General features: G+C 61.1%; 26 protein-coding genes. 12 read left to right on the forward strand and 14 right to left on the reverse strand.

What is annotated here, in order from left to right:
- Positions 1–37: 37 nt before the first annotated feature.
- Positions 38–859, forward strand: a complete 822-nt coding sequence (locus G4Y73_RS11125) for a DUF1206 domain-containing protein (RefSeq protein WP_276207556.1) — start codon at positions 38–40, stop codon at positions 857–859.
- Positions 860–912: 53 nt separating this feature from the next.
- Here the strand turns inward: G4Y73_RS11125 and G4Y73_RS11130 are convergent, their stop codons facing one another.
- Positions 913–1,092 carry a hypothetical protein gene (locus G4Y73_RS11130; protein ID WP_164231713.1) on the reverse strand — a complete coding sequence of 60 codons (180 nt, stop codon included), beginning with the start codon at positions 1,090–1,092 and terminating at the stop codon, positions 913–915.
- 49 nt (positions 1,093–1,141) lie between these two features.
- Between G4Y73_RS11130 and G4Y73_RS11135 the strand changes: the two genes are divergently transcribed.
- Positions 1,142–2,290, forward strand: coding sequence for a pyridoxal phosphate-dependent aminotransferase (locus G4Y73_RS11135; RefSeq protein ID WP_164231714.1), 1,149 nt, complete (start codon positions 1,142–1,144; stop codon positions 2,288–2,290).
- A gap of 243 nt (positions 2,291–2,533) precedes the next feature.
- On the opposite strand, the gene G4Y73_RS11140 is transcribed toward G4Y73_RS11135, so the two are convergent.
- The 3 genes from G4Y73_RS11140 to G4Y73_RS11150 form a co-directional block, all read right to left on the reverse strand.
- Positions 2,534–2,881, reverse strand: coding sequence for a DUF2141 domain-containing protein (locus G4Y73_RS11140; protein WP_240451318.1), 348 nt, complete (start codon positions 2,879–2,881; stop codon positions 2,534–2,536).
- 130 nt (positions 2,882–3,011) lie between these two features.
- Entirely contained in the window at positions 3,012–3,416 is a 405-nt protein-coding gene (locus tag G4Y73_RS11145; RefSeq protein ID WP_164231716.1) for a DUF4112 domain-containing protein, read from the reverse strand.
- 9 nt (positions 3,417–3,425) lie between these two features.
- On the reverse strand, positions 3,426–3,590 hold the full coding sequence (locus G4Y73_RS11150) for a YqaE/Pmp3 family membrane protein (protein WP_164231818.1): 165 nt from the start codon (positions 3,588–3,590) through the stop codon (positions 3,426–3,428).
- A 486-nt stretch (positions 3,591–4,076) separates the two neighbouring features.
- Here G4Y73_RS11150 and G4Y73_RS11155 point away from each other — a divergent pair, with 486 nt between their 5' ends.
- Positions 4,077–4,568, forward strand: a complete 492-nt coding sequence (locus G4Y73_RS11155) for a YetF domain-containing protein (protein WP_205596604.1) — start codon at positions 4,077–4,079, stop codon at positions 4,566–4,568.
- 353 nt (positions 4,569–4,921) lie between these two features.
- Here G4Y73_RS11155 and G4Y73_RS11160 read toward each other — a convergent pair whose 3' ends face one another.
- From G4Y73_RS11160 to G4Y73_RS11170, 3 genes are all read right to left on the reverse strand, one after another.
- A complete protein-coding gene (locus G4Y73_RS11160) occupies positions 4,922–5,314 on the reverse strand; it encodes an MAPEG family protein (RefSeq protein ID WP_164231717.1) in 393 nt (130 codons plus the stop codon).
- Positions 5,315–5,432: 118 nt separating this feature from the next.
- Positions 5,433–6,056, reverse strand: a complete 624-nt coding sequence (locus G4Y73_RS11165) for a 3'-5' exonuclease (protein WP_164231718.1) — start codon at positions 6,054–6,056, stop codon at positions 5,433–5,435.
- Between the two features lie 61 nt (positions 6,057–6,117).
- Positions 6,118–8,019, reverse strand: coding sequence for a gamma-glutamyltransferase (locus G4Y73_RS11170; protein ID WP_164231719.1), 1,902 nt, complete (start codon positions 8,017–8,019; stop codon positions 6,118–6,120).
- Positions 8,020–8,106: 87 nt separating this feature from the next.
- On the opposite strand from G4Y73_RS11170, the gene G4Y73_RS11175 reads away from it, so the two are divergent.
- The 3 genes from G4Y73_RS11175 (at position 8,107) to G4Y73_RS11185 (ending at position 12,145) form a co-directional block, all read left to right on the forward strand.
- Positions 8,107–8,463 (forward strand): hypothetical protein, encoded by a 357-nt coding sequence (locus G4Y73_RS11175; RefSeq protein WP_164231720.1) that lies wholly within the window; start codon positions 8,107–8,109, stop codon positions 8,461–8,463.
- Between the two features lie 114 nt (positions 8,464–8,577).
- Positions 8,578–11,358, forward strand: a complete 2,781-nt coding sequence (locus tag G4Y73_RS11180) for a hypothetical protein (protein ID WP_164231721.1) — start codon at positions 8,578–8,580, stop codon at positions 11,356–11,358.
- Between the two features lie 148 nt (positions 11,359–11,506).
- The gene (locus tag G4Y73_RS11185; protein WP_164231722.1) at positions 11,507–12,145 is read left to right on the forward strand and encodes a glutathione S-transferase family protein; all 639 of its coding nucleotides are present in this window, start codon (positions 11,507–11,509) and stop codon (positions 12,143–12,145) included.
- Between the two features lie 39 nt (positions 12,146–12,184).
- On the opposite strand, the gene G4Y73_RS11190 is transcribed toward G4Y73_RS11185, so the two are convergent.
- Positions 12,185–12,787, reverse strand: a complete 603-nt coding sequence (locus G4Y73_RS11190; protein ID WP_164231723.1) for an exopolysaccharide biosynthesis protein — start codon at positions 12,785–12,787, stop codon at positions 12,185–12,187.
- 9 nt (positions 12,788–12,796) lie between these two features.
- On the reverse strand, positions 12,797–13,342 hold the full coding sequence (locus G4Y73_RS11195) for a LuxR C-terminal-related transcriptional regulator (RefSeq protein WP_205596605.1): 546 nt from the start codon (positions 13,340–13,342) through the stop codon (positions 12,797–12,799).
- 96 nt (positions 13,343–13,438) lie between these two features.
- Here G4Y73_RS11195 and G4Y73_RS11200 point away from each other — a divergent pair, with 96 nt between their 5' ends.
- Positions 13,439–14,041, forward strand: coding sequence for a cytochrome b/b6 domain-containing protein (locus G4Y73_RS11200; protein ID WP_164231724.1), 603 nt, complete (start codon positions 13,439–13,441; stop codon positions 14,039–14,041).
- A 106-nt stretch (positions 14,042–14,147) separates the two neighbouring features.
- Here G4Y73_RS11200 and mddA read toward each other — a convergent pair whose 3' ends face one another.
- A complete protein-coding gene (gene mddA, locus G4Y73_RS11205; RefSeq protein ID WP_164231725.1) occupies positions 14,148–14,960 on the reverse strand; it encodes a methanethiol S-methyltransferase in 813 nt (270 codons plus the stop codon).
- Positions 14,961–15,088: 128 nt separating this feature from the next.
- A complete protein-coding gene (locus G4Y73_RS14210) occupies positions 15,089–16,153 on the reverse strand; it encodes an alpha/beta fold hydrolase (protein ID WP_164231726.1) in 1,065 nt (354 codons plus the stop codon).
- 176 nt (positions 16,154–16,329) lie between these two features.
- Between G4Y73_RS14210 and G4Y73_RS11215 the strand changes: the two genes are divergently transcribed.
- Both G4Y73_RS11215 and G4Y73_RS11220 read left to right on the forward strand, forming a co-directional pair.
- A complete protein-coding gene (locus G4Y73_RS11215; protein WP_164231727.1) occupies positions 16,330–16,779 on the forward strand; it encodes an SRPBCC family protein in 450 nt (149 codons plus the stop codon).
- Between the two features lie 187 nt (positions 16,780–16,966).
- On the forward strand, positions 16,967–17,416 hold the full coding sequence (locus G4Y73_RS11220; protein ID WP_164231728.1) for a hypothetical protein: 450 nt from the start codon (positions 16,967–16,969) through the stop codon (positions 17,414–17,416).
- A gap of 22 nt (positions 17,417–17,438) precedes the next feature.
- Here G4Y73_RS11220 and G4Y73_RS11225 read toward each other — a convergent pair whose 3' ends face one another.
- Entirely contained in the window at positions 17,439–17,930 is a 492-nt protein-coding gene (locus G4Y73_RS11225) for a hypothetical protein (RefSeq protein WP_164231729.1), read from the reverse strand.
- Positions 17,931–18,196: 266 nt separating this feature from the next.
- On the opposite strand from G4Y73_RS11225, the gene G4Y73_RS11230 reads away from it, so the two are divergent.
- Positions 18,197–19,519: a glycoside hydrolase family 16 protein gene (locus tag G4Y73_RS11230; protein ID WP_164231730.1), complete on the forward strand. Its 1,323-nt coding sequence runs from the start codon at positions 18,197–18,199 to the stop codon at positions 19,517–19,519.
- Positions 19,520–19,698: 179 nt separating this feature from the next.
- Here G4Y73_RS11230 and G4Y73_RS11235 read toward each other — a convergent pair whose 3' ends face one another.
- Complete coding sequence (locus G4Y73_RS11235) at positions 19,699–20,742, reverse strand: hypothetical protein (protein ID WP_164231731.1); 1,044 nt, start codon at positions 20,740–20,742, stop codon at positions 19,699–19,701.
- A gap of 183 nt (positions 20,743–20,925) precedes the next feature.
- Between G4Y73_RS11235 and G4Y73_RS11240 the strand changes: the two genes are divergently transcribed.
- Both G4Y73_RS11240 and G4Y73_RS11245 read left to right on the forward strand, forming a co-directional pair.
- Positions 20,926–22,614 (forward strand): serine hydrolase, encoded by a 1,689-nt coding sequence (locus G4Y73_RS11240; RefSeq protein ID WP_164231732.1) that lies wholly within the window; start codon positions 20,926–20,928, stop codon positions 22,612–22,614.
- 134 nt (positions 22,615–22,748) lie between these two features.
- Positions 22,749–23,582 (forward strand): alpha/beta hydrolase-fold protein, encoded by an 834-nt coding sequence (locus tag G4Y73_RS11245; protein WP_164231733.1) that lies wholly within the window; start codon positions 22,749–22,751, stop codon positions 23,580–23,582.
- A 4-nt stretch (positions 23,583–23,586) separates the two neighbouring features.
- Here the strand turns inward: G4Y73_RS11245 and G4Y73_RS11250 are convergent, their stop codons facing one another.
- Positions 23,587–24,948, reverse strand: coding sequence for an acyltransferase (locus tag G4Y73_RS11250; protein WP_346426852.1), 1,362 nt, complete (start codon positions 24,946–24,948; stop codon positions 23,587–23,589).
- Positions 24,949–25,049 lie beyond the last annotated feature (101 nt).

Raw genomic sequence — 25,049 nt, forward strand, 5'->3', positions numbered from 1 at the left:
TGCTGTTGCACCAACTCTTTCCCGGCGAGGATCATCGATGGTCACATCACCACGGGCACGTAGCGGCCGCCTCGTCGAGACGTACGAACGAATTTTCACGTTGTTGGCGCGGGTGGGTTATGCGGCGCGTGCGGCGGTTTACGTGCTGCTGGGCCTGTTTGCGCTTTTGATGACACCGAAGAGCACGCGCGGCGCGCTCGGTGAACTGCTGAATCATCCTGGGGGTTCGACCCTGCTGGTGGTGATTCTGCTCGGGCTGCTGTGCTATTCGATGTGGCGCTTTGCCGAGGCGGTGTTCGACACCGATGATCACGGACGCTCGCTCAAGGGGCTGGTGGTGCGCATGGGGCTTTTGGTCAGCTGCATCCTGCATTTGTTGCTGGCGTTGCTCATGTTCGACATTGTCTTCCAACTGGGCATCTTCGTCGTCTATGACAGCGGCGACAACGGTTCCCGAACCTGGGTTGGCTGGCTGATGTCGCAACCGGCGGGCCGCTGGGCGGTGGCGGTCGTCGGTATCGCGGTGTTGGGTGCGGGCGTTGCACATCTGGTCAAGGGTTATCGGAAAAAGTATGACCGGTTTCTTCAAATCCCCTCCGACAAGCGCCGCTGGACCGATCCGGTCTGCCGCACAGGTCTCTACGCACGCGGTCTCGTCTTTCTCATCATTGGCTATCTTCTGATACTGGCCGCCTGGAGAGTGACCCCGGACGAAACGCAGGGGCTCGAGGGCGCCCTGGACTGGTTGCTCGCGCACACCCATGGCCGAATATTGCTGGGCGCCATGGGCCTGGGACTGCTGGCTTTCTCCGGCTACAGCGCGCTTCAAGCAGGCTTCCGGTCGATCAATCCGCCCTGACTCACACCTTCGAACAATCTTCATCCTGACTTTCGTGGTTCTCTCCAGACCCCTCAATAGTCGATGAGTACCAACACCACCACGACGGTCACCGGGATGATCAATGCCGCAATCGGGAAGGCCAATTTTTCGTATCCCGGGGGGAACCACCCAGTGGCGGCGAGTCCCGCTCCCAGGAGCACAAACGCGACCACGTAAGCAATGACAGTCCTGTGTTCTGGTTTGAGTTTCATGGCGACAAATTCTACATTGGAGCCATCGAATCACTCCCATGGAGAGGATATGCCCAGATTCCCCGAGATCGCCGAGTCCGTGCAGGGCGTAAAGGGCTCGGTCTATTCCGGACTCAAGAAAAAGCCCGCTTCCGGCCGGCCCCCGGTGCCGCTGCATGTCGGCGACACCTGGATGGAACCTGCAGACGGCTGCCGCATGCAGGACCTAACGATCGACGACCATCCCGGCATGCACCGCTACTCGCCCGTGCCGGGCTATCCACAGTTGCGCGATCGCATCGCCGAAGTCCACGGCGAGCGCACTGGTATCGCCACCGAACGCAGCCAGGTCTTGGTCACTGGCGGCGCGACGGCCGGCCTGGCCGCGGTGGTCGGCGCCCTCGTATCGCCCGGAGAGGAGGTGTTGTTGATCGCCCCTTACTGGCCGCTGATCGCTGGCAGCGTGCGCGCCTTCGGTGCCACGCCGGTGGACGTGCCCATGATGACCGAGGTTGAGGCCGCCGAAGAAGCCGTCGCACGTCTCGAGCAGCACCGGAGCGACAAGACCGTAGCTGTCTACTGGAACACCCCGCACAACCCCACCGGCCGGCTACTGCCGCGCGACTGGCTCGAAGCGATGAGCAAGTGGGCGCGCAAGCACAATCTTTGGATTTTCTCCGACGATGTCTACGAGGACTACGTCTACAAAGGTGAACACGTCTACACCCGTTCGCTCTCGCCGGACAACACGATCTCCGTACACAGCTTCTCCAAGGCCTACGGCATGGCCGGCAACCGCTGCGGCTACCTGACCGGCCCCAATGAGGCCATCGATGCGGTCAAGCGCATCATGACCAACATCAACTATTCGGCCTGCTCGGCCTCGCAACTGGCCGCCCTGAAAGCACTTGACGGTGCGGCCGACGACTGGGTCGCGAATGCGCGTGAGAAATATGCCGAACTGGGCCGGCACGCCGCCATGGCCCTCAAGCTGCCAGAACCCAAGGGCAGTACCTTCCTGTTCCCGGATGTTTCGCACGCCCTTGATGATCGAGGTCTGGACGGTTTTCTCGGCGACCTGGCCGAGGCCGGCGTACTGGTCGCCCCCGGTCCCAGTTTTGGCCCCTACCCCGAACACATCCGCCTCTGCTTCACCGCTGCACCGCCGGCAGAGATACGCCGCGGCGTCAAAATCCTGGCGTCGAAACTACAAAATTGAGTTGATCTGTCATCCCGGCCTTGTGCCGGGATCTCGTATAGCAGCTTGGCACGGCCCTGCCAACGCCATGTACTTATAACGTCGGCGACCCTTCAAACCGATCGCTGAAAATCACTTCCGGAGCGAGCTCCGGTCCCAGATCTCGAGCGAGAAAATCCGCCCGCCCGCGCCGCTGTCCTGCGGGTTGCCTACAGTCCGCGCAGGAAACAGCTGCCCCGCTCAACTCAGGGATCCATGGGTCTTCTAGTAATTCAAACTGATCGTAAGATCCAAGTTTTCCCCATCGTAGGAAAAGCTCGCGTCCTCGAACGAGGGCGCGCTCATGGAGACCTTTGCCCCCGATGAGAAGCCATAGCCTTCCTCGGGGGCTCCCAGCCAGTTGGTGTCCATCTTGCCGTTCATGTTTTCATCATGAATGACGGCCAAGGCATACGTGCCGGGTTCTATATCCAGAAAGTCGCAGCGTCCCTTCGTGTCCTCGATTTTCATCATCATGATGCGCGTCGCATGGCGGAGAAACTCAGTCGGGAAACCCTCTGGTGCATCGAAAAGTGCGCATGCTACGGTCCCGGTGCTGTTCTTGATATCCATAATTTCCACGTGAATTCCCGAGCATGCTGACTGGCCAAGAGATAAGGAGGGGGTAATCGTAAGAGCGAATATCATAGACAAAGTGAAACACGGAACAGCGACCGGGGTCCGGGGCGACCGGCGCCTTGTATCAGGCTGTACGCTCATAATCAAAGCCCATGGTATCGGTATCAATATGACTTTCAACGTGTGTCATGATGATACGGACATTCTTGCTGTTTGCTTTAAACGCAACATCAAAGATATCTCCTAACAGGGGAATGAGTCCGACCAGCCAGTCGATAAAGATATTCCAGGCCATTCGCATCCGTTTACGTCCGGGAACGCCAGCCTGTTTGGCGAAACTGTATATGTAGCCTGATACCGCGACGGTTAAAGTATCTCCAATCACCGGAATCAGGCCGACAATGGAGTCCAAGCCGAAGTGAACATTTGTTCCGGGTATGGTAAAGGCCCTATCCATCAAGTCCGAGAGTTTCTGAAGTTTTATCAGCGTCTCACGATTTATGGAATCTGGATTGTTTTTTGCAGGCATGTTCCAGTTTCATCTGGAGGCGATGATATAAACCGCGTGAATAATGCCGGGTATAAATCCGAGCAATGTAAGAATGATATTGATCCAGAAGTGCTTGCCCAGACCAACCTCGAGAAATACACCAAGGGGCGGTAGAATCACTGCTAATACGATTTTTAGTAGATCGCCCAGCATGCTGTCTTGAGTTCGTTCTAAAGGCATATTGTTCTCCTTGGGCAGGGCCTGGTGGGTGAGCCCCGCTGCTGCATAACATCAGAATTTCGTTGCATTTGCACCAGGCATTCAGGCAGTTTCCGGCCGAGTTGATATTCAGCCGTCAGGAGCCGCAGGATCTGTGCGCTACCGCACTGACGATCCGTTCCGGAGTCTGGCAATCTGGCATTGGCTGCTCGCAAGGAGCATCCAGAACCACGCGCATTTATCCGCTCAGTCGGATGAACGCATCGTGACCGGGCTCCCTCACCCGAATCGATCGAAGCACGTGGCGCCCGCACTCGTTTCTCCAAACGAGTGCGGGCAACCTTATTGATCCGGTGACTAAGCTAGAGCTTTCCGTATAAGAGCCTTTCCGGTATAGGTGGGTCGCAGGGGCTATGATTGTCCCGATTTGCGCCACTTCAGAGGCGTCAGTATTAGCGGTTGAGTCCAGGAGTAGCCAAAATGGAAATGATTCAATATCTAATCGGAAGTGGTGAGGAGACCATTCTTTGGTGGCAAGCGGCAGTCCGGGCCACCATCGTGTTCTTTCTCGCGATCATCATGGTGCGTCTTGGGGGGAAGAGGATCTTTGGTAAGCACACCGCGTTTGACATCGTTCTAGGAATTGTTCTCGGCTCGATACTGGGCAGGACCATTACCGGGAATGCACCATTCTTTGCCTCGATCATTGCCGCGTTTACCCTCGTGTTCCTTCACTGGTTGATGGCGGTGACTTCCTTCAGATGGGACTCTGTTGGTGACCTGGTGAAGGGAAACTTCCAAATCCTGGTAAAAGACGGCGAGATCCAATGGGAAAGCATGAAACGCAATCATATTTCTGAAAGAGACTTGCAAGAAGCAATCCGCCTGCTTGGAAATGGGGCCAGATTGGAAGAAATAAAGATGGCCCACTATGAGAGAAGTGGCGATATCTCCATTCAGATAAAGGATTAGCCAGAGCCGAACCAAGAAGCCAGCTAGTCGGGTGGCTATCTGGGTTGGGAGGCTAGCTCAAGGGTGCGTCCTCAGAGCTGCTCGAAGCGGTCTGCGAACACCTGGTCGTCCGGCTCGGCGGACTCAACCGTAATCGTGCCCGACATGCCCGTGCCGCCTAGGCCACCGTGAAGTTCGCAGAAATAGCGGATCAGCTCGGCCGGTTCGTCGAAGGTCAGGGTGAACGACCACGCATTCCACCCATTGACGCCGATGGGGTTTCGCGCCCGTTGCGAAGTGCCCAGGCAGCATTCTCCAAGGAGAAGCGGTGCGCTTGTAGCCTGGTCCCGCTATCGACTCCGAGTGACGCTCGTTCAGCCGTGCAGGATTACCCAGGCGATCAGGACCATGGCCGCCCAGGCGACTGCGAATGCCAGGGTGCGGACCCAGGGTATTGCCGCGGTGTAGGCGACGGCGTGCACGACGCGTGCCCAGAAGTAGGTCATGGCCGCGGCCTCGGTCATGCCGTTGCCGGCATCGAGCAGGTGGGCGGTCAGTATCAGTGCGGCGAAGACGACCAGGTTCTCGACCGCGTTGTAGTGCGCCTTCTTCAGCCGTTCGGCCCAGGGTGCCATTCTCAGTGGTTGTTCGGGATAGCCGACGGCGTCGGTGATCGGGTTGGCGGCGATCACGTTCAGGGTGTAGGGCACCCATAGGAATGCAGCAAGCAGTGCGCTCAGGGTCAGATAGTAGAGTTCCGTGGTCATGGCTTGGGTCCCTCTTGCTTGTTGGTTCTCAGGAGATTAGCACCATTGCCCTCGAAGCCGTATGTGCCGTGACGACCCTGCGCTCTATGTCACCGGCGCCAGGCTGTCGCGAACTCATTCACTTGCCCCGTGAAGCCGGCCCGAAACCGGCTTCGAGCATGGCGCGATACAGCGCCAGATTCCATTCGGCGCCCGAGATGCCCGTGTGTTGCAGCGGGTCCCTTGTTTCCGGAGACACATCGAAGTGCTCTGCAACTTCCGCATTGATCATGGATGGACTTCCGGCACCAAAGGCCATGGACGGAAGATCGAGCGTGTAGTACGGGTAAAGATCGAGGAATTCGGTTTCCAGGCGCAGGAGCAGCGCATTCAGGAAGCGCCGATCGAAACTGGCGTTGTAGGCGGTGAACAGGAACTGCCGGCTCGACGACACCTCCTTGTGAAATGCCACGAATCGACTTGCCGCAGTTTCGGGGGTCACTGCGTCCAGAGACTGCCACCGCTCCACCGAGAATCCGTTGATGCTCTTGGCGACGTCACTGACTCGTTCCGGGTGATCCGGCTGGATGCGGACGAAGAAGCGACTGATTTCATTGCCTTCCAGATCGGTATAGATCGCACCCAGGTCGATCACCTCGTGATGGTCCGGATCCAGGCCGGTGGTCTCGACATCCACGATGGCCAGTCCCCAGCGTTCCGGAGTCTCGCGCAGTCCGGCCGGCTCAGCCAGTACCGACGGCATCGCCGCACACAGGCAAAGCACTGCCGCTAATCGAGGCAAGTTGCAGCAGAGGACGTCCGGCCTACCAGGCAATGCCGTAATCCTCGCCCTGATCGCTGGCTCCGCCCTGCATGGTGCCATTGTCCCAATCGAACCAGATCGCCTGGGTCGGGTTGTAGACGCGTTCCACCACTTCGACGTCGTACCCCATCTTCGACAATGCTGCCCGGGTGTAAGGCGTAGTCATTTCCTTCGGAACCTCCAGCCGGCCGGGTTCGGCCTGATGGGCACCGAAACTGCTCTGCATCTGGTAACTCATGATGTTGCCCAGACCTTCGGCGGCCTGTTGCACGTTCATGTCCCACTCGACCATGCCGAGGAAGAATTGCAGCAGGTTCTGGTCCTGCGTGTCGCCGCCCTGCACCGAAAACGCCATCAGGGGCTTGCCGTCCTTGAGGGCCATCGAGGGGGTGAGCGTCACGCGCGGGCGCTTGCCGGGTGCAACGACGTTGTAGGGGTTGAGCGCCTCGTCGAGCACGAAGCTTTGCATGCGCTGGCTCAGGCCGATGCCGGATTCACCCGCGATGAAGGCCGGTACCCAGCCCCCCGACGGAGTGATGGAAACGACCCAGCCGTCGGCATCGGCCGCCTGGATCGCGGTGGTGCCGGCGCGGAAGCCTTCCTCGAAGTCCATGAGATGCGCCTGCTGGAAGCCTTCCTCGCCTTCGGCTTCGGCGTCGGGCGGCACGATCTGCCAGTTCTGGCGCAGTTCCTCGTACGGGTTGTCGCCGGCCTGGAACTGGTACGGATTGCCGGGCAGGTATTCGGTCAGGTTTTGGTCTTCGGGAATCAGCTTGCGCCGTTCGGCCGCATAGTCCTTCGACAGCAGGCCCTCGATCGGCTCTTCGGGAGGGAAGTAAGGGTCGCCGTAGTAGAAATCGCGGTCGGCGAAGGCCAGGTTCATGGCCTGGTAGAGCGTGTGGATATAGCGCGCCGAGTTGTGACCCATCGCCTTGAGGTCGAATCCTTCCAGGATGTTGAGCGCCTGTAGCATCACCGGGCCCTGGGTCCAGGTCGTGAGCTTGTAGACGTCGATGCCGCGGTAGTCGGTGGTCACGGGCTCCTCGAGTTTGACCTCCCACTCGGCCAGATCTTCCAGGGTGAACAGGCCGCCAGCCTCGCGCGTAGCCGAGACGATCTCCTCGGCAATGTCGCCGGTGTAGAAACGATCGTAGGCGGCCTGGATGGCTTCCTTGCGGCTCTTGCCTTCGTCCAGCGCCTGTTGCTCTGCCTCGACCAGTTTCTTGAGGGTATTGGCAAGGTCTTCCTGGACGAAGACTTCGCCTTCGCGTGGCGCGGCCCGCTGGTCCGGATTTTCCGGGTCGTAGTGCGGCAGGAAGACTTCTCTGGAGGATGGCCACTGCTCGATCACTTCGCGCCGGCGCTCCATGTTGTCTGCCTGCGCTTTTTCGATGGGATAGCCCTCGGCCATCTCGATGGCGGGGGCGAGGACCTCGGCCAGACTGAGCTTGCCGTATTCGGCGACCATCACCATCAGGCTGCCGGGCGTGCCGGGGGTGACTGCAGCCAGCGGGCCGTACTCGGGCGGGTAGAGCATGCCCTGGTCGCGGAAGAACTCCGGCGTCGCCCCGGTCGGTGCCACGCCGACGCCGTTGACGCCGATGACTTCGCCGGTCTCGGGGTTGTAGATCAGTGCCTGGGTCTCGCCGCCCCAGCCGAGCGTGTCCCACATGGTGGCGGTAGCGGCGAGCATCGCCGCCGCGGCATCGACAGCGTTTCCGCCGCGCTCGAACATCTTCGCGCCGGCGGTCGCGCCCAGTGGCTTGCCGGTCACGGCCACCCAGTGCTTGCCGTGCAGGATGGGCTTGGCGGTGTTCTGAGCGAGCGCGGGTGCGATGGCCAGAACGGCTGTGATCAGTATGACCGCCAAGGCTCGAACGCGGAATGGTTTGCGGATTGACATCGTGTTTCTCCGGGGAGCGATGCGACCGATGATAGCAAGGCCCCGTGATCCACGTCGCCATCTGCCGATCATGGTAGTTTTGTTGCCATGCAGATGATCGCAAAGTTTGCCTCGCGCTCGGAGGCTGAGGAACGTGCCGCGTTTCTGCGGTCGCGCGGCATTGCCACGCATGTCTCCGACATGACCTCGCTCAGGCTCAACCTGGCTCACCAGGGCCAGTTCCGGGCCGCGCTTTGGGCCGTGCTGCCCGAGCAGGCCGAAGACGCTGTCGCGCTGCTGGAAGATCCCGAGCATGCCGCCGAAACAGCGCTGAACGAGCACGAATTTCAGCGGCTTGAATCCGAAGGTGCCGAAGCGGCGCGACGAGCGATGATCCGCTGGATGTTGATCACCGTGGTGGTGCTTGCCGGCCTGGCGGCCCTGGTCGTCGGCCTGGAGGGCTGAGTCCTTGCCCGAAGGTCCGAGATGCGCGGGGTGATTCGCCGACTTGCCGCGCCCGGATGCCTCCAGTAAAGTGCTTCGGGCTGATTCCGGTCTCATGACGCCATAAGAAACCCCTTGATCGCGTACCTGCATTCCCGCCTGTTCTCTTCTGCCCGCAACGATCGGAGGCTTTCCGAAGCGGCTCTGCAGAGGGTGCTGAGGCGGGAACATGCGTTGGTCAACGAGTTCGCGCGGCGTATCCCGCATATTCCGCTGGTGCAACACCGGACCGGCCAGGACGATTCAGCACTGGGCACGGCGCGTTTCGCCGATCTCGAAGCCCGGCCATGCCGGATCTTCCCGACCGGCAATCCGGCCGTGGTCTATGTGGAGTTGCGGTTCCGTTACACCGCTTCGTACGACGGTGCCGTGCACCAGGTCAACCTGGGCAAGGTGCGTTTGTATGCGCGCATCGAGGATCCGCTCCATTTCAACGGCTGCGTCCACACTGTCGAGCAAGTCAGGGGCCGGGAGAAGTTGCGCCAGGCTTACTTCCGCCGGATCTTCGCCTTGATGGCCGCACAAAGCGACGGCAATCGGGAACTGGGGGGGTGGCTGAACGGGATACTTTTGCCCGACCACGGCGCCAGCGAGCTGGATCTCCTGGCCACGATTCAGAACTTCAACCACAACATCGTGACCCGACCCAGGCCGGCGGCTGCCGGCCGCGACGCCTTTCGTGAAGCCATGCAGAGCTTTGATTTCGATCGCAAGGCAGGGCGAGAAGGGCCGATTTCGCTGCGAATGTCGGTGCGTCCCCATCAGCGAGATGATGGATGCTATGCGCAATCGATTACCAGCGTCCTGATCGGCAATGCCCGCGGGATCGCCTTTCGCGGGCGCAATGGCAAGCTGGCCTACCTTACTCCCGGCAGCATATTTGAAAAGCGCTTCCGGGCATTCGTCGAGAACCGCACAGCCGACCGGCTTCGGGCACTGGGCCGCAACACCTGGCGCCGCAATGCCGAAGAGCGAATCTGGGGCGGGCCCGGCGAGTGCGAGGCCTATTTTCACGACCACGATCGCTTTGTGATGAAGGGTCTGGAGTGGGTGCTGGAACGCGATGACGATGACGCGCCGCGCGTCATGGGCAGTCACCGCAACGTGGCAGCCTACTGCAATGGCGATCAGCGCGTGGCGGTCAAAGCGGTGCCATTCGAATCCGTGGGGGATCTGGTTCGCCTCATCCAGGCTCACCAGTATGTTCACGGCGTGCAGGCACCGGCCCTGGTCGCCCAGGCCAGTGCCCATCCGAGCTTGACCGACGAAATTCTGGCCAGCGCCACCAGCCTGCTGAGCGAACGCGACAATGTCCTCGACCCGAACGGAGCACCGGGCCGGAAAGCCATCGAGGCCGACTGGAGCGGCCTGTTCAGCCGAAATATCGGCCCACTTCTGCACCAGGTCACCGTCGATTACGAGCGCAAGCTGTTGCTGGCCGTTTTCGACTGGAGTTACGAGGGCATGCTTTCAGATTTTCGGGCCCAAAAGCGCCTGATCGAAGACTGCTCGCTGAGCCATCGACTGCGCATGGCGGCCAACCTGTTCCGAAACGGGCACCAGATGCTCGAGGATGATGTCACCCATACCGACCTGAAACCCGAAAACATCCTCAACTTTCCCGGCAAGGCGTTTCGTGTTTTGCAAAAAGCCAGGAAACAGGGCTGGGACTGTCTCGAGAGCCATGAGCTCGACAGCCTGACCGTGGGCGAGCCGACGTTCGAGGGCGATTGTTCCGGTATTCACTTCGGTCGCGAAGGCGCCGTGGACAACCTCGCTCATGGTGAGGGGCTGCCCACTTCGATCCGCTACTCAAGCTGGAAGTTCAGCAGCCTGGGGCTGAGCGAGGGCACGCAGCCGACGGTGCTGAGGAAACAGGGTGGGGAGCTGCCGCGCATCGATGCGCTGCTGCTCGAGCAGGATATCGCCAACCGCGGCACCACGGCGTGGGAGATCGTCTACGGTTCGCTTGTCGACTGCGTTCCACCCGACGAGGAGACGCGCCGGCTCAAGGGGCGGCAGCTCGCACAGGAGCGGGTGAGTCGGCATCTCGACGAGGCCATCCGGCTCAAGCGGCAGGGGCGGGAAGACAGGCAGGTCATGCTCGATCTCGAGTCGGCCATGCAGCTGTGCGATGGCCGATTGCTCGATATCGTCAGCCTGCGCTCGGAGACGATCGACAAAAAGCGCCGCATCACGCCGTTGTTCCAGCATCCGCGCGACAATCGCAACGGCGTGGGCGTCTGGCTCGATCCGCGTGTCATCGATTTGCTCGATCACCTGGCCTGTGACTTCCGGCGCCAGAACATCACACGCCACCACGTGGCCAAACTCTACCGCACCGCCGAGTCCCTGCTGCGGGCCGAGGCCACTCGCCTCGAGCGGGCCGACCGCCGCACCGCCCGCAACCGACGACAACGGATGGTGACCTATATGCACGCCCACCGCCTGCACTTCAATCCGGACTGCGGCCTGCTGGGGCTGGCCGAATTGCCCCGGCAACTGGCCGAGTTTGCCGACCTGGTCGAGCGTATCCCCGACCCGCGTCGCGCATTGCGTGAGTTCACGACCACCTGGAACAACCTGCGATTGTGGGGTGCGAGCGCGCTCGACGCCCTGAGTGAAATGCAGGCGTCGGAAGAAGCATTTGTGCAAGCCGACGACAAGGGTCGCCGGGAGCTCTATCAGCTGGTTCGCTCGACCTTGCTCAAGGAACACGAAACCATCGTCCGGCACGAGTCGCGAGCCGGCGAGGAAAGAATGCAACCGCCTTTCCTGGGCCTGTTCGAACGCCGCAGATTGCGTGTCTACCTTGATGGCGGTGATCTGCGCTTCAGCCACACCGTTGAACCCTGATCGCCGGCCCGGCGGCGTTGGCGGCTAAAAGCCTTCCGGCAGGATTTCGGTGTGCTACACCCCGCCATACGGCGGGAGGGCTTCTCCCATTCACACGTAGACGTCGAACTTGATTGACGCGCCCGGAGCCACCATCCAGAATGCCGTCATGAAACTACATACATTTCCCACAGCCCCCAGCCCGCGCCGCGTGCACCTGTTCCTGGCCGAAAAGGAACTGGAGATCGAGCAGGTAATCGTCGACATGCGCAAGGCGGAGCACATGTCCGATGAATTCGCCGCCATTCATCCCGACTGCACCCTGCCGGTTCTCGAACTCGACGATGGCACCTGCCTGAGTTCCTGTGCCGCGATTTGCCGTTATCTCGAATCCGTTCAGCCCGATCCGCCGCTGCTGGGCAGCTCGCCGGAAGAGTGCGCCCGCATCGACGATCGCGATCGCTGGATCGAAATGAATGGCCTGCTGGCGGTAATGGAAGGGTTCCGCAATGTCGCACCCCGGATGAAGGATCACGCTTTGCCCGGCCGGAGGCCGGTGGCCCAGATTCCCGAGCTGGCTGATCGCGGCCGTGAGCGCTTTCGCTGGTTTCTCGAAGACCTGGATGCCATGCTGGCAAAAACCGAGTATGTCGCGGGCGAAGCGTTTTCGGTTGCCGACATCACGGCACTCGTGACCGTGGATTTCGCTCAGTGGGGCCTGAAAGTGCCGCGGCCCGACGAATTGACCCATCTGGCGCGCTGGTATCAAGCCGTCAGCCAGCGTCCCGCCATCAAGGCCTGCGACTGAGCGCGCAGGGGAGGCGAGAGCGGTCCATCGCTCGATCGCCTATTCACCCCAAATCTTGCTGATGTTGGCGATGACCGCCCAGAACGTCCCGGCGGTGACCGCTAATGCAAATACCGCCAGGTAGCCGTCGCGAACGATCAGGGCCAGGCCGAAGGCAGTCAGTGCGGCGCCGGCCAGGTTGGCGCTGAAGGGAATGAATTCCAGTGCCGGCATGGTCAGGGCGATGCACACGCAGGCCACGGCAATGACCAGCGCCCCTTTGCCGTGAGTGATCACTTCCAGGCGCGGGTGCAGGAAGCGATCGATGAATCGGACCGGTTTTTCGAGCCAATCCAGGACCCGGTGCAGGCGAGTGCGATCTACCGAGCGCTGCAACAGGAAGCCTGGTAGCCAGAAAGTCTTGCGGCCCACCAGCAATTGGCCGGCGGTCAACAACACCAACAGGCCCATCATGGTCGGTACACCGGGTATATCCCCGATCAGTGGCGCCAGGGTGATCAATCCAGTGACCAGAATGATGGGTCCGAACGAGCGTCGACCCACGGCATGAAGAATCGACTCCAGGCGCACCGGATCGTGCACTTTGTCGATTTCGCGAATGCGATCGAGCAGTTGTTCCAGGCTGCGAATCTCGGATTCCATGATTGGCGCTTATTCCCTGTCGGGGATTGCCTCGGGGTCTGGCAGCAGCAGGTCTTCGAGAAAGAACGCCGACAGTTCCGACCGGCCCGCCAGTCCCGCCTTGCGGTAAATGGCGCGTGCCTGTTCGCGCACCGTCCGCTCGCCCGTTGTTCTCACGGCGGCAATCTCCTTCAGGCTCAGGCCCTTGAGCAAGAGCAGTGCGATCTCGGCTTCGGCCTTGCTCAACTGCCAGATTTCGAACTGTTCCTGGATCGCTTCGCTCAGCCCACGGATCGTGAATTGATAGCGCTCGCGCCACTGGCGGGATTCAGTCTGGACAGAGTCGAGGCGCGTGTGCATTTGGTTGAGCTGGCGTCGTCCCTGGATCATTCGGACCAAAACATAACCGAACATGGATGCAGCGAGCAGCAATACCGTCAGCTCCACCAGGACGTGTAACGGTTCGACACCCTCGTTGTAGTCCGAGAGCAGATCCCAGCCGATCAGGGCAGCGATCGTGCCGAAGGTGATCAGCAAAATGTGCCTGCCGGGCATCTGTGGTGTGTCATTCGACATAAGCGGGCTCAGACGGGTGAACAGGTCATTTGCCGGATTCTAATGTGATGGGGCCCGGGACATGCTTATTCCAGCTCAAACCGAAGGAGTATCGGCATGAATGTCCCTGCAAACAGCTCATCCATCAAGGTCTGGGATTCAATCATCCGAATCGGCCACTGGCTGCTGGTCATTGGCTTTTTCACCAATTACATCATGGAAGACGAGGTGATGTCTCTGCACGTTTGGATCGGCTACTCGATCGTGGCGATCGTACTGTTCAGGGTGCTGTGGGGCGTTATCGGCACCGAGCATGCCCGCTTCGGCGACTTCGTCCGTTCGCCTTCGACGGTCGCTCGGTACCTCGGCGATCTCTTCCGCGGCCGGGCGAAACACTATCTGGGTCACAATCCTGCCGGCGGAATCATGATCCTGCTGCTGCTCGCCTGCATGACCGCGCTGGCCTTCAGCGGCATCGTGCTCTACGCCCTGGAGGAAAATGCCGGTCCGCTGGCTGGCTGGGTCATCGAGGCCGGCGAGGGCGGTGCCCAGGCGATATGGTCAGCAGATGAGCATTTCTGGGAGGAAACCCACGAAGTGCTGGTCAACGTCATGCTTGGGCTGGTGATCATACACGTCCTGGGCGTGGTCATTTCCAGCCGGCTTCATCGTGAAAACCTGGTGCGGGCCATGTTCACCGGTCGCAAGCCCGTTAGGTAGACTGCGCGATGCGCAGGAACGGCTGTCGTCCCGGAATGCGCGTACGCGCATATCCGGGACTTCCCGGTTCTCGATCGCCCGAAGATCGCGCCGGCCGATCAAACGATCAGTGGGCAGCCCCCCGCTGGTCGACTTGCGAAGCTTGCCGCCGCTTCGTGCCCGGCACCAGCATCGGCACGCGCTGGCGATAGTCTTCGTAGTCCGCGCCAAGGAACTTGATCAGGTCCCGTTCCTCGAGCTGAATGGCGATCAGGATGTAGCCGGTCATGGCTGCGGCGAACAGTAGGCCGCCGACGCTCATCACCGGCCCGCCCCAGAACGCGAGGATGAACCCCAGATAGAGCGGGTGTCGCACCAGGCGGTAGAACAGGGGCGTGACGAAGCGGGGTGGTTCGGGGCGCCGCCCGACGAACTGGTTCCAGACCTGCTTGAGCCCGAACAGGTCGAAATGGTCGATCAGGAATGTGGCGAGCAGCACCATGGCAAAGCCAGCGGCGAACACGGTCCAGCCAATCGCCTGTCCGAGGCCGGATTCGGCCGACCAGATCACCTCGGGAATCGGTCGCCACTGCCAGAACAGGAGTATCAGCATCAGGCTGGCCAACAGGACATAGACACTGCGCTCGGCAGCGGCCGGCAGCTTCTGCTTCAGCCAGTCCTTGAAACCAATGCGTGCCATGACGCTGTGCTGCAAACCGAACAGCGCGATCAGCCCGAGGTTGACAGCCACCGCCAGGGCAACCGGACCGGTCGGGCGCCCTGCATCAATCGAATGCGGCACCAGCTCGGGCAGCCAGGGCAGCGATTGCGCGAGCGCGGTTTGCTGAAGATTGCCGACGAAGGCAATCAGGTACAGGAACGTGCCGAAAAAGACGGCATAGGCAATCAGACCGAAAAGCAGGATCGCGATGCGTTGCATGGCGGAATCTCCATAAATTTCGAAAGCGGGCTTTACGCTATGCGGGGTACGGCATGCAGACAATGGGGCAGGCGGCCCAATTGCTCGACGCCGGGCCGGCTGACTGGGACATTTGTCCCGGTTTACGACTAAACTTGACTGGCCGGCTCGACCCGGGCGGCCTTGACGATCGCCTGAGCGCGCGAGTGCACACCCAACTTTCGGTAGACGTTCGTGAGGTGATTGCGAACGGTCTTTTCGCTGATGTGCAGGGTTCGGGCGATTTCCTTGTTGGTCGCGCCCTGTGCCAGAACGGAGAAGATCTGACGTTCGCGTGCCGAAAGTCGATCGGTGGGAGTCGCCGCATCATCGGCTGCAACCCCCGTGAAGTCCAGGACTGCTTGCTTGAATTCCCGCCAGGCCGGTTCGTCCGCCTGCAGCACATGATTGCGGGAGTCCAGCTCCACGAAGTGCGCGCCGGGAATCTCGCTGGCCAGCCTCTGGCCTTCCGAAAACGGCACGACCTGGTCGTTTCGCGCATGCAAGACCAGCGTGGGGACTCGAACTCTGTCGAGCAGGTGCCGGATATCGACGTCGCCCCGTGCCTCGAGCAGGGGAACGGCCTGTTCCGGCGAGACTGTCCTGCGGCACAGTTCGTTGAACCAGTCGATCTGCTCGTGGGTGCCGTCGGGCAGGAAGCGCGACGTGAATGCCTGGCGAAAGACCGGGTTGTCGTGGCCCCAGCCGAGGCGGATCATCTCGAGCACGGCGAAGAAGTGCTCGTCCTCGCGACCGCCGCGTTTGCCCCATCCCAGCCCATAGCCGCCGTAGAGAATCAGCTTCGAAACCCGCTCGGGATGTTCGACGGCATAGCGGATGACCGTCACGGCCCCCTGGGAAACGCCAAGCAGGATGGCCGGCTCGTCGATCCCGGCCGCATCGGCGACGCATTCGAGGTCATTGAGCCAGTTGTCTTCGGAGACATCATCGGCCTGCCAGTCGGACATTCCGCAGCCGCGCTCGTCGTAGCGAACGAAAGAAAAGTGGCCGGCGAGGAAGTCCATCCAATGTCGCCAGACCGGGCTTTCCCAGTCGTACTGCAGGTGCGTCAGCCAGTTGGCTGCCTTGAGCAGGGTCGGCCCCGATCCCACGCGCGACCAGGCCAGTCGTACGCCATCACTGGTGTTGGCAATCCGGATTTGCTGGCGAATCATGTCCAGAGCACCCTGGGAGCCCGTTTCCCATCGTAGTCGCGCGCTCACCTGTGCGCAAACGGAGACGCGGCAGCTGATGTCGATGACGACTCTCCCGGATGATTTCGAACCTGTCGAATTTGCATCCGCCCGTTCGATCTAGAAGTATGTAATGACTGACCACGGAGCGCACCGACATGCCCAATACCGTTCGAATCCATCGTGTTTTTACTGCACCGCCTGAGCGGATTTACCGCGCCTTCCTGGAGCCCGAGGCCATCGTCAAGTGGAATCCACCCAACGGCTTCACCGCGAAGGTGCACCATCACGAGGCCAAGCCTGGCGGCACCTTCCAGATGTCGTTCATCAACTTCGGTACCGGCCAGGCCCATACCTTCGGCGGGGAGTACCTCGAACTGATCGAGAACGAGCGCATCGTCTCCACCGACAAATTCGACGATCCGAACGTGCCCGGGGAGATGAAAGTGACGGTGACCCTGCGCGAAGTGTCCTGCGGCACGGAAGTGAACATCACGCAGGAAGGCCTGCCTGACGCCATCCCGCCGGAACACTGCTACCTCGGCTGGCAGGAATCACTTGAGCTGCTGGCGAAACTGGTCGAGCCGGAAATTCCAGACGGGAGTTGATTGCTCCTGCCCAGGGCGGGCGGAAGACATCCACCAACTGAGGCGAAAGTGAGTGGACGTTTTCTTTCAAGTGTGGGCCGATAGGAACTTCGCCCCGGATTTCAAATCCAATGCTAGCCTGATCCTCGTCTTTCGGGACAGACCGGTGCGGCCCCGTTTGCCGTATCTTTCCGGGAGGCATTTCCATATGCGTACGGTTCGTGGTGTCGTCGCCGCCCTGGCCCTGATGGCCGGCGTGGTGCTTCTCTTTCTGGTGCCGCTTTCGATCATCATGGGGCCGCAGCGGGCCCTGGACGAAAGCCTGGCGTTCAACAACCTCTGGATCGGTATCTCGATGGTGGTGTCCCTGATTGCCGCCTGCATTGGCGGCTGGGTGGTGCATCGCCTGTCCGGTTCGCTCGGCGCAGTCATCGGTCTGGTCGTCGTTGTGGCGGTGTTGGGGCTGATTGATGCCGCCTGGCATCAGTGGTTCCTTCCCGTTCGTTTTCTCGTCGAAGCGCCGCAGGCCTGGTATCAGATGTTGCTGCTTTCGCGTGAGCCCCTGTGGTACGACTTGACTCTGCCGTTCCTGATGGCCGTTTTCATCTGGGTGGCGGGCGCCAGCCGGGCGATCGAGCACCCCAATTCGGTCGCATAAGGCGGCCAGCGGTCTGCATTGCTCAGCTCCCGGCTTGCGCGTTTGCCTGTCTCGCGAGGTAGTCGTTCAATAACGTCTCCAGGTTGGCGATCCCCCGGGCAAAGTCGGCTTCCTGCAGCGAGGCCACGTGTCGATCCCCTTTGTCGGACAGGGCGGTGATGACCTGTGCCCATAGCAGTTTGCTCGAATTTTGATCGATCGCTTCAAGACGGACGTCGTACTGCATGGCGCGCAGATGATTGATGCGTACGAAGGCGATATGCCGGTTGGGCTCATACCGACTGATCACCCAGGTGTCCAGGCCGCCTTCGGCTTCGCGGTTGGTCTGGAAGACGCAGCCGGCCTCGGCCAGTCCCGACTCGGTATAGAGAAGCCGGCAATCCCACTCGGGAATCCAGTCATATTCCCGCACTGGGCAGAGCAGAGGAAAGACGGCATCGGGTGGGGCGTGGATGCGCTGGATGCGCTCGAAGCGACGCCGGAGTCGATTGGTTTTCGGTAGGTCGTTTTTCATGTCTTGCTTTTCTCCCACTGCACTAGACGGGAATGCCTCAGGCAGACAGTTTATGCGGGCCGGGTGACTGGGGCCATATGCCGGCTGGGCGGGGTCGCGGTATCCTCACAGTATCTCTTTGCTCTCTGGTGGTCGTGCGCCTCGGCGCCACCCACGATACGGGGACGGGCAGCTTCCAGCTTGTGCTCGAGGTGATCGCGGCCATGGACGCGGACCCATCCGATGAATTAACTTGGTGCCACGACTGAAAAGACAGCGGTGTCATCATGCACAGAATTCTCATCTTCGGCGTCGGGCTTTTGCTTGCCGCCTCGGCGTCTGCGGGCTGGCAGCTCGCGTGGATCGAGCGCTTCGATGGCGACGGCGTCAACTGGGACAACTGGACGGCCCAGACCGCTGCCAACTACAACAACGAAGTCCAGTGCTATACCGACGACGACGCGTCTCCGGATCGAAACTACGATGTCTCCGACGGCACGCTCAAGATCATCGCGCGCCGTCAGGCCATTGACTGCCCCGGGCTCAACGGCACGCCCAAGAGCTGGACCTCCGGGCGCATCAACACCAAGGACAAGCGGGAATTTCTTTACGGCCGTATCGAGGCGCGAATCCGCGTCCACGACCTCGAGGGCGGCACCTGGCCCGCGTTCTGGATGCTGGAAAACCGCATCGACGAACAACCCGTCAAGGGTGACAACGACAACGTCGGGTGGCCCAATCCGGGGGCTTCGGAGATCGACGTGTGGGAGTGGTTTTCCAATGAGTCCGATTCCTACATCGTCAATTTCTTCAACAATTACGGGGGTGCCTGCGGCAGCGAGGCCCGCTTTCCTTATCCCGGCGGCGCGGCCGACGTGACCGAGTGGCATACCTACGCCATGGAATGGAGCGCCGACGAGATTGCTTTCTTCATGGACGGTGAACTGATGCGCAGCTACGACGTCAGTAACTGCCCGGTCTACGAGGAGCCGATGTTTGTGCTGCTTAACGTCGCCATGGGCGGCAACCTGGGCGGTGCCATCGATCCGGATCTCGACGAGGCGACCATGGAAGTCGACTACGTGGCTCACTGCAAGCAGTCCTCCGATAGCGAAGCGTCGGGTTGCAACGAGCAAACGCCGCAGGCGTTCGATTTCACGCTGGACGCCGATGGCCAGTGGGTGGCCGATGAAGAGGAGCTGATCGGGCACGGGCAGGGCCTGGCCCTCGATCACATGCCCTTCGCCGACCTGCTTTTCGTAGCCTGGTTTACCTATGTCGACGCGGCTGCAACCGATTCGTCCGAGGGTGTCGACAGGATCGGCGCGGTCGACAATCGTTGGCTGACTGCTTCACTCGACGTGGACGGTAATGTCGCCAGCGGCCCTCTCTACGCTTCGACCGGCGGGCGGTTCGACGCTCCGGCCCAGCCCGGGCAGGAATCGGTGGAAGTTGGCAGCATGACCATCGAGTTTTCCGATTGCGACCGTGGCCTGGTTCAGTACACCATCGACGACCCGGAACTGGCCGGCGAGTTTGCCATCATTCCGCTGGAAAGGCGGGTGAGCGACTCGTTTCGTTGCAAGAGCGAGGCCGACCTGAGTGACTAGCCCGACCGCTCAGCTCAGGTCCAGGGCGACAACGTTGTTGTGGCTACTTTCGAAGTCCGTTACCACCCCAGCCGGCTGTATTCATGTTGGATTCTGGCGCGATTGCAGCCTCAATAGGCTGTCGCCGGGCCAACTCGCCCGTGTGGCCGAAACGACGACGGAACTGTCAGCTGGAAAGACTACTTATTCGTCGGAATATCCAGCAGCGTCTCGAAGATGATGTTGATTGGTGCGGCCTCACCATCGATCAGGATCATCACTTCCGACTGCTTGGTGCTGCCGGAGTAGAGAACATTCTGCCGGATTGGCTTCCCTGGCTTCGCGCCCGCTTTGAAGAGGATCGCATCGCTGGCGAATTGGCCATCGGGATCGTATTCCTTGATGGATATGCCCGGCAGGTCGGCGACCATGGGTACCAGGCTCCATTCCGCTCGGACCCGCGGCTTTTCGAAGACCAGGGGCAGCGTGCGCCAGAGTACGAAGTCGGGTGTGGCGAACCAGCACCGGTGAGCGACCAGTCCTGGGTCACGGGCACAACCGCACAGGGGTACATCATTTGGCAGCCAGTCGTTGGGAATACCGTCGGCGGTTTCGAAATCGCAGAAGCGCGGTCCCGTGGGGGTGCCGGTGTCGACGTAGACCGAGAATGGCAGGGCGCCATCGATGCCGAAGTAGGTCCAGGGCACCCAGCCGGGCGGATTCGGGCGGGCGTCGAAAAATGCGTCTCGCACGCCGGAACTACGGAACATTTCGTTGCCGCCCTGCCGCGTAGCGCACTGGGCATCGGCAGTCGCCGACAGGATCAGCGCATAGTCCGTGCCGCTGGTGATCGGGATCGCGGGCATCGCGATATCCTCCAAGATGGCCGCGGACGCAAATGAATCGGCCAAGCGGGTCGTGGCTGCCAGCACAACATGCGACGGGGTGCCGTCGGACAGCACTTCGCGGAGTTCCACCGTGACTATTCCCGGACTGCCGATGCTGCAGCCGATCACGAGCGTGACGTGATCCAGCGTGCCGTCCAGACGCGATTCGTAGGTCTGCGCCAGCATCTGTTCGGAGTCGCCGCCGACGGCAACCGCAACGTCGCCACGCCAGCCAAAGACTTGCTGGTCCAGTTCGACACCGGCGTGGCCCATGAAGGTCCAGGTCAGTGCCAGCAGAGGCAGCCATCGGAGTGGGCGGCGCAGCGGATTGGCGTTTGACGGGCGGAGTACTTTCATTGTTCGGCTTCCTTGTGGTGCCATTCGGCAGGAAAAGAGGGCGGTTCTATCAATACAAACGAAATGGGTCGAAAAGTGGTGCCAGGGCATATCGAGTGGCGGCACAGTGACTTCCGGCACGCGCGGTTTCCTTCTGCTTCCGCCTAGACTGGCGCCACGATCACTTCACCAGGGAGAGTCCGAATGGGCCGAATCATTGCCGGCGTTTTCGCCGCCGCGTTCATTGCTGCGCCCTGCTGGGGCCAGGCCGATGATGGCTTTGCCGAGCAGGCCAGTGAGATGCTCGGTTCGATTTACACCGAGCAGACACCCGGCGCGGTCGTTGTGGTCAGCCGTGACGGAGAAGTTGTTTTCAATGAGGCTTTCGGTATGGCCAGTCTGGAACTGAATGTGCCCATGGCGCCTGACCACATCCTGCGTCTGGCTTCGGTGACCAAGCAGTACACGGCGGCTGCAATCCTGGCACTGGCCGAGGATGGCAAGCTTTCACTCGACGATCCGCTGTCGAAGTTCCTCCCGGACTTCCCGGTGGGTGAGGTGACCGTTCACCAGTTGCTCAACCACACCTCGGGCATCAAGAGCTACACCAGTATCGAGGGCTACATGAGTTCCGAGCGGATTCGCAAGGACCTGACGACCGATGAACTGGTCGCCGTATTTGCCGATGAGCCGGTGGATTTTTCGCCGGGTGAACAATGGTCGTACAACAACTCGGGCTACGTACTGCTCGGCGCCATCATCGAACAGGTCACCGACAAGCCCTGGAACGAATTTATCCGCGAACGATTGCTCGAGCCGTTGGAAATCGAGTCGACCGACGCCTATGCCGATGCCACCGTGCTGCCCGGCCGAGTGCCCGGGTATGCCGGACCGGCCGATGAACCACAGAATGCCGGCTTTCTTTCCATGACCCAGCCGCACGCAGCAGGCTCCCTGATGTCGACTGCGATCGATGTCGATCGCTGGCAACGTGCGCTCCACGGCGGTCGCGTACTGAGTGACGCGATGTACGAGCGGATGATCGCGCCGGACTCCGTTTCGCGCGAGGCATACGGCGGTCATGATTATGGCTATGGCCTGCTTCTGACCGAGTGGATGGGCCAGCCCGCGATCTATCATGGAGGCGGCATCAACGGCTTCATGACCATGACCTTCTGGTTGCCCGAACCGCAGCTGTCGATCATATTGCTTACCAACCGTGCCGGGCCCGGCCACTCGAACCAGGACATCACCTTGCGTCTGGCCGGATTGGCGATGGACAAGTCCTACCCGGGCGAACTACCCGAACTGGAGCTTTCCGACGAAGCTTTGAAGGCCTTCCAGGGCACCTACCGAATCGACGAGGAAACGGTACGTACCCTTCGCTTCGAGGACGGCAAGCTGATCAGCCAGCGTCAGGGCGGCAGCGAGTTGCGCGTGATACCGGTCGAAGGTGACCGATTGGTGTTCACCGAATCCATCAGCTGGTTCACCGTCGAGCGCGATGACTCCGGCGCCATCGTGGCCTTGATTCTGCACCAGGGTTGGGGCGGCGACGGCGAACGGGCCGAGCGGGTCAGCGACGAAGTCTGGGAGCGGGAGTCGACCGAAGTCTCCGCGGAGCAGCTCGACCGCCTGACCGGTCGTTACGAAATTCAGCCAGGTTTCGTCCTGACCGTTCGTGTGGTCGACGGCGGCATGCAAATCCAGGCGACCGGCCAGCCGCCTTTCACGATGCAGGCCGAATCGCCGGTGAAGTTCTACAACAGCCAGATTGGTGCCGACATCGTCTTCGACCTGCCCGAAACCGGCCCAGCGAGCGGTCTGACCCTTTACCAGGGCGGGCAGGAGTTGCCGGCCCCCCGGATCAATGATGAAGTAGACAGTGAGTGATTCACGCCATGTAGGCGCCGCCATGAATCGCTGATTGCCACAGGGCCCGAGCCGCAGGAGAATGTGCTTCGGGCCCTCATCACTCCGTTATGGATATGAAATCAGGCACAAGACTTTTCCTGACTTCCTGGGTCATGCTTTTTGGCCTCGCGCTTGCGAATGCCTCAGCAACTGCCGACAGCGTTGAACTGGATCGATTGTTCGGAATGGGGCCGGCGAAGACCTTCACCATTCATTCCAAAACGCTTGACCGCGACTTTCATGTTTACGTCCGACTGCCGCTGCAATATGGCGAGTCAGACTGCGATTGGCCCGTCGTGTACATGCTCGATGGCGGCATCCTCTTTCCGATGCTCACGCCATACCACTTCATGATGGAGATCGACGAGCTGGCGCCGCCGGCGGTACTCGTGGGTATCTCCTACGGCGGCTTGGGTTTTGACAACGGCAACCTGCGATCGACCGATTACACGGCACCGGCCCCCGAGCCGGAGTACTACGGCGGCGCAGCCGCGTTCCAGGAATTCCTGGCCGAAGAGCTTATTCCGCGAGTCAGGAAGGACTACCGCATCGATCACCAGCGTAGCCTGGTGCTGGGACAGTCCCTGGGTGGACAGTTCACGCTGTACACGGCACTGACCCGGCCGGAGCTGTTCGGAGCCTATCTTTCCATCAATCCGGCGTTGCATCGCAACCTCGAGTACTTCATTGATGATCTCGAGCCGGCAGAACGGGCGTCACCGGCGCCTCTGATGATTACGCGGGCGAGTGAAGACGGCGAACCATTCCGGATCGCGCTCGATCGCTGGCTGGAACACTGGCAGTCCGCTCAATCCGATGCATTGGATCTGAGCGTCAAGCCGCTGGAAGGCCAGCATCATGCATCCTCGGCCCCGGCGGCATACCGTGCCGCGCTTGCCTGGTGGGCAGCAGATAAGCCAACGCAGTGCGCCGAATCCGCTGAGTAGCGGATCAGGCGTTTTGGCGACTGCGCAGCAGCAGCGAGGCAAGAACCACCCCCACGAGCCCGATCACCGCACCCGGCATTGCCCCCATGAGCAGGGCGCAGCCCAGGCCGAGCAACAGTGCCAGTCCGCCGATGAGGATTGCCGGCACCGATTCGGAATGCGGCACCGTCTTGCGCCGCTGCGTTTCAATCCACGCCACGATCGCGAGCACGGGCACGACCATCAGCAGGCACAGCCCCAGCCACCACAACCGACCGCTCCAGAATCCGGGATCGCCGGGTGAGCCGGCGTCGATGGGTGCGCCGATCTTCTCGCCCAGCCATGCGGCCGGGAGCTCGGCCAGTTTGTGCCACAGGTACAGCGGCATGCCGAAGGCGCCGAGGAAGGCGACGAAGCCGGCAAGACGCTCCCGGTCGAGCAGCCAGCGAGCCGGCTGCTCGAACAGCAGAACCAGGCCGACCTGCAGCCACATCACACCGATCAACGCGAGTGTGGGCGGCAGCATATTGCTGTTGCCGTCCAGATCCTGTCCGATCATGCCGACTGGATAGCCGCTGATGACCGTTGCGACCAGCCAGGCGACTCCGAGGGCGAACAGCGACAGGCCCGTCAAGGCGCCCTTGAAACGGCCGCGCTTCCAGGCGATACCGAGCTGCTGCGGCACCAGCCACACCAGGAAGACATTGAGCCAGCCGATTCCGCCGTCGGTACCAGTCACGCGGGCGCCCAGGGTTGGCCACTGCAGGGGCGAAAAGGCACCGGCGCGCATGATATCGACCGCAGCCGACAGTACGATCAAGCCGACTACGGCGCCCAGACCAAATCGTCGGTCGGCCTCCACGCTGAGCGGCAGCAGGGCCTGGATGACCAGCAGCATGATCAGAAACCACAGGTGGATGGTGAGCGATCCGTCGAATGTGTCCAGGAAGCGGCCACCTGTGAACTGCGCGGCTATCACGAAGAGCGTCAATGCGGCCAAGTAGGTGACGGTGGGTCGGGCCAGGCGCAAGGCGCGGCCGCCCCACCACTGAAGCTGCGAATGGCCCTGGTGCATTCGGCGTGCGACACCGTCCGCGCTGACCGCTGCGGAGACGAAAACGAACAGCGGCACGACCTGGACGGCCCAGGTCAGAAAGGCGGCAGGTATCCATTCGTGCAGCAGGTGATCGGTGGCGATGAATTCGCCGCCCTCCAGACGCGGCAGGGTGGCAAACCAGTGGCCGAAGACCACCACGAGCAGCGCCAGTGCGCGCAGCGCATCGGGGTAGAGGTCGCGTTTCTGTTTGCCGGGTTGACTCAGGGTTGATGCCGCTTGGATTGAATGTCGCGAGTATAAACTGAGTAACCCACCTGGCCCGACACACACAAAAAAGAGCCCGCCAACCCCGGCAAGGGCGGCGGGCAAACCGGCTTGGGATGAACGGAGTTCCGTCAGGGCAGAACGGAGGGTCCGTCTGCTCTCCGTTC

Origin of the sequence: Wenzhouxiangella sp. XN201 (genome assembly GCF_011008905.1) — a bacterium.
In the GTDB taxonomy this organism is placed as follows: Bacteria; Pseudomonadota; Gammaproteobacteria; order Xanthomonadales; family Wenzhouxiangellaceae; genus Wenzhouxiangella.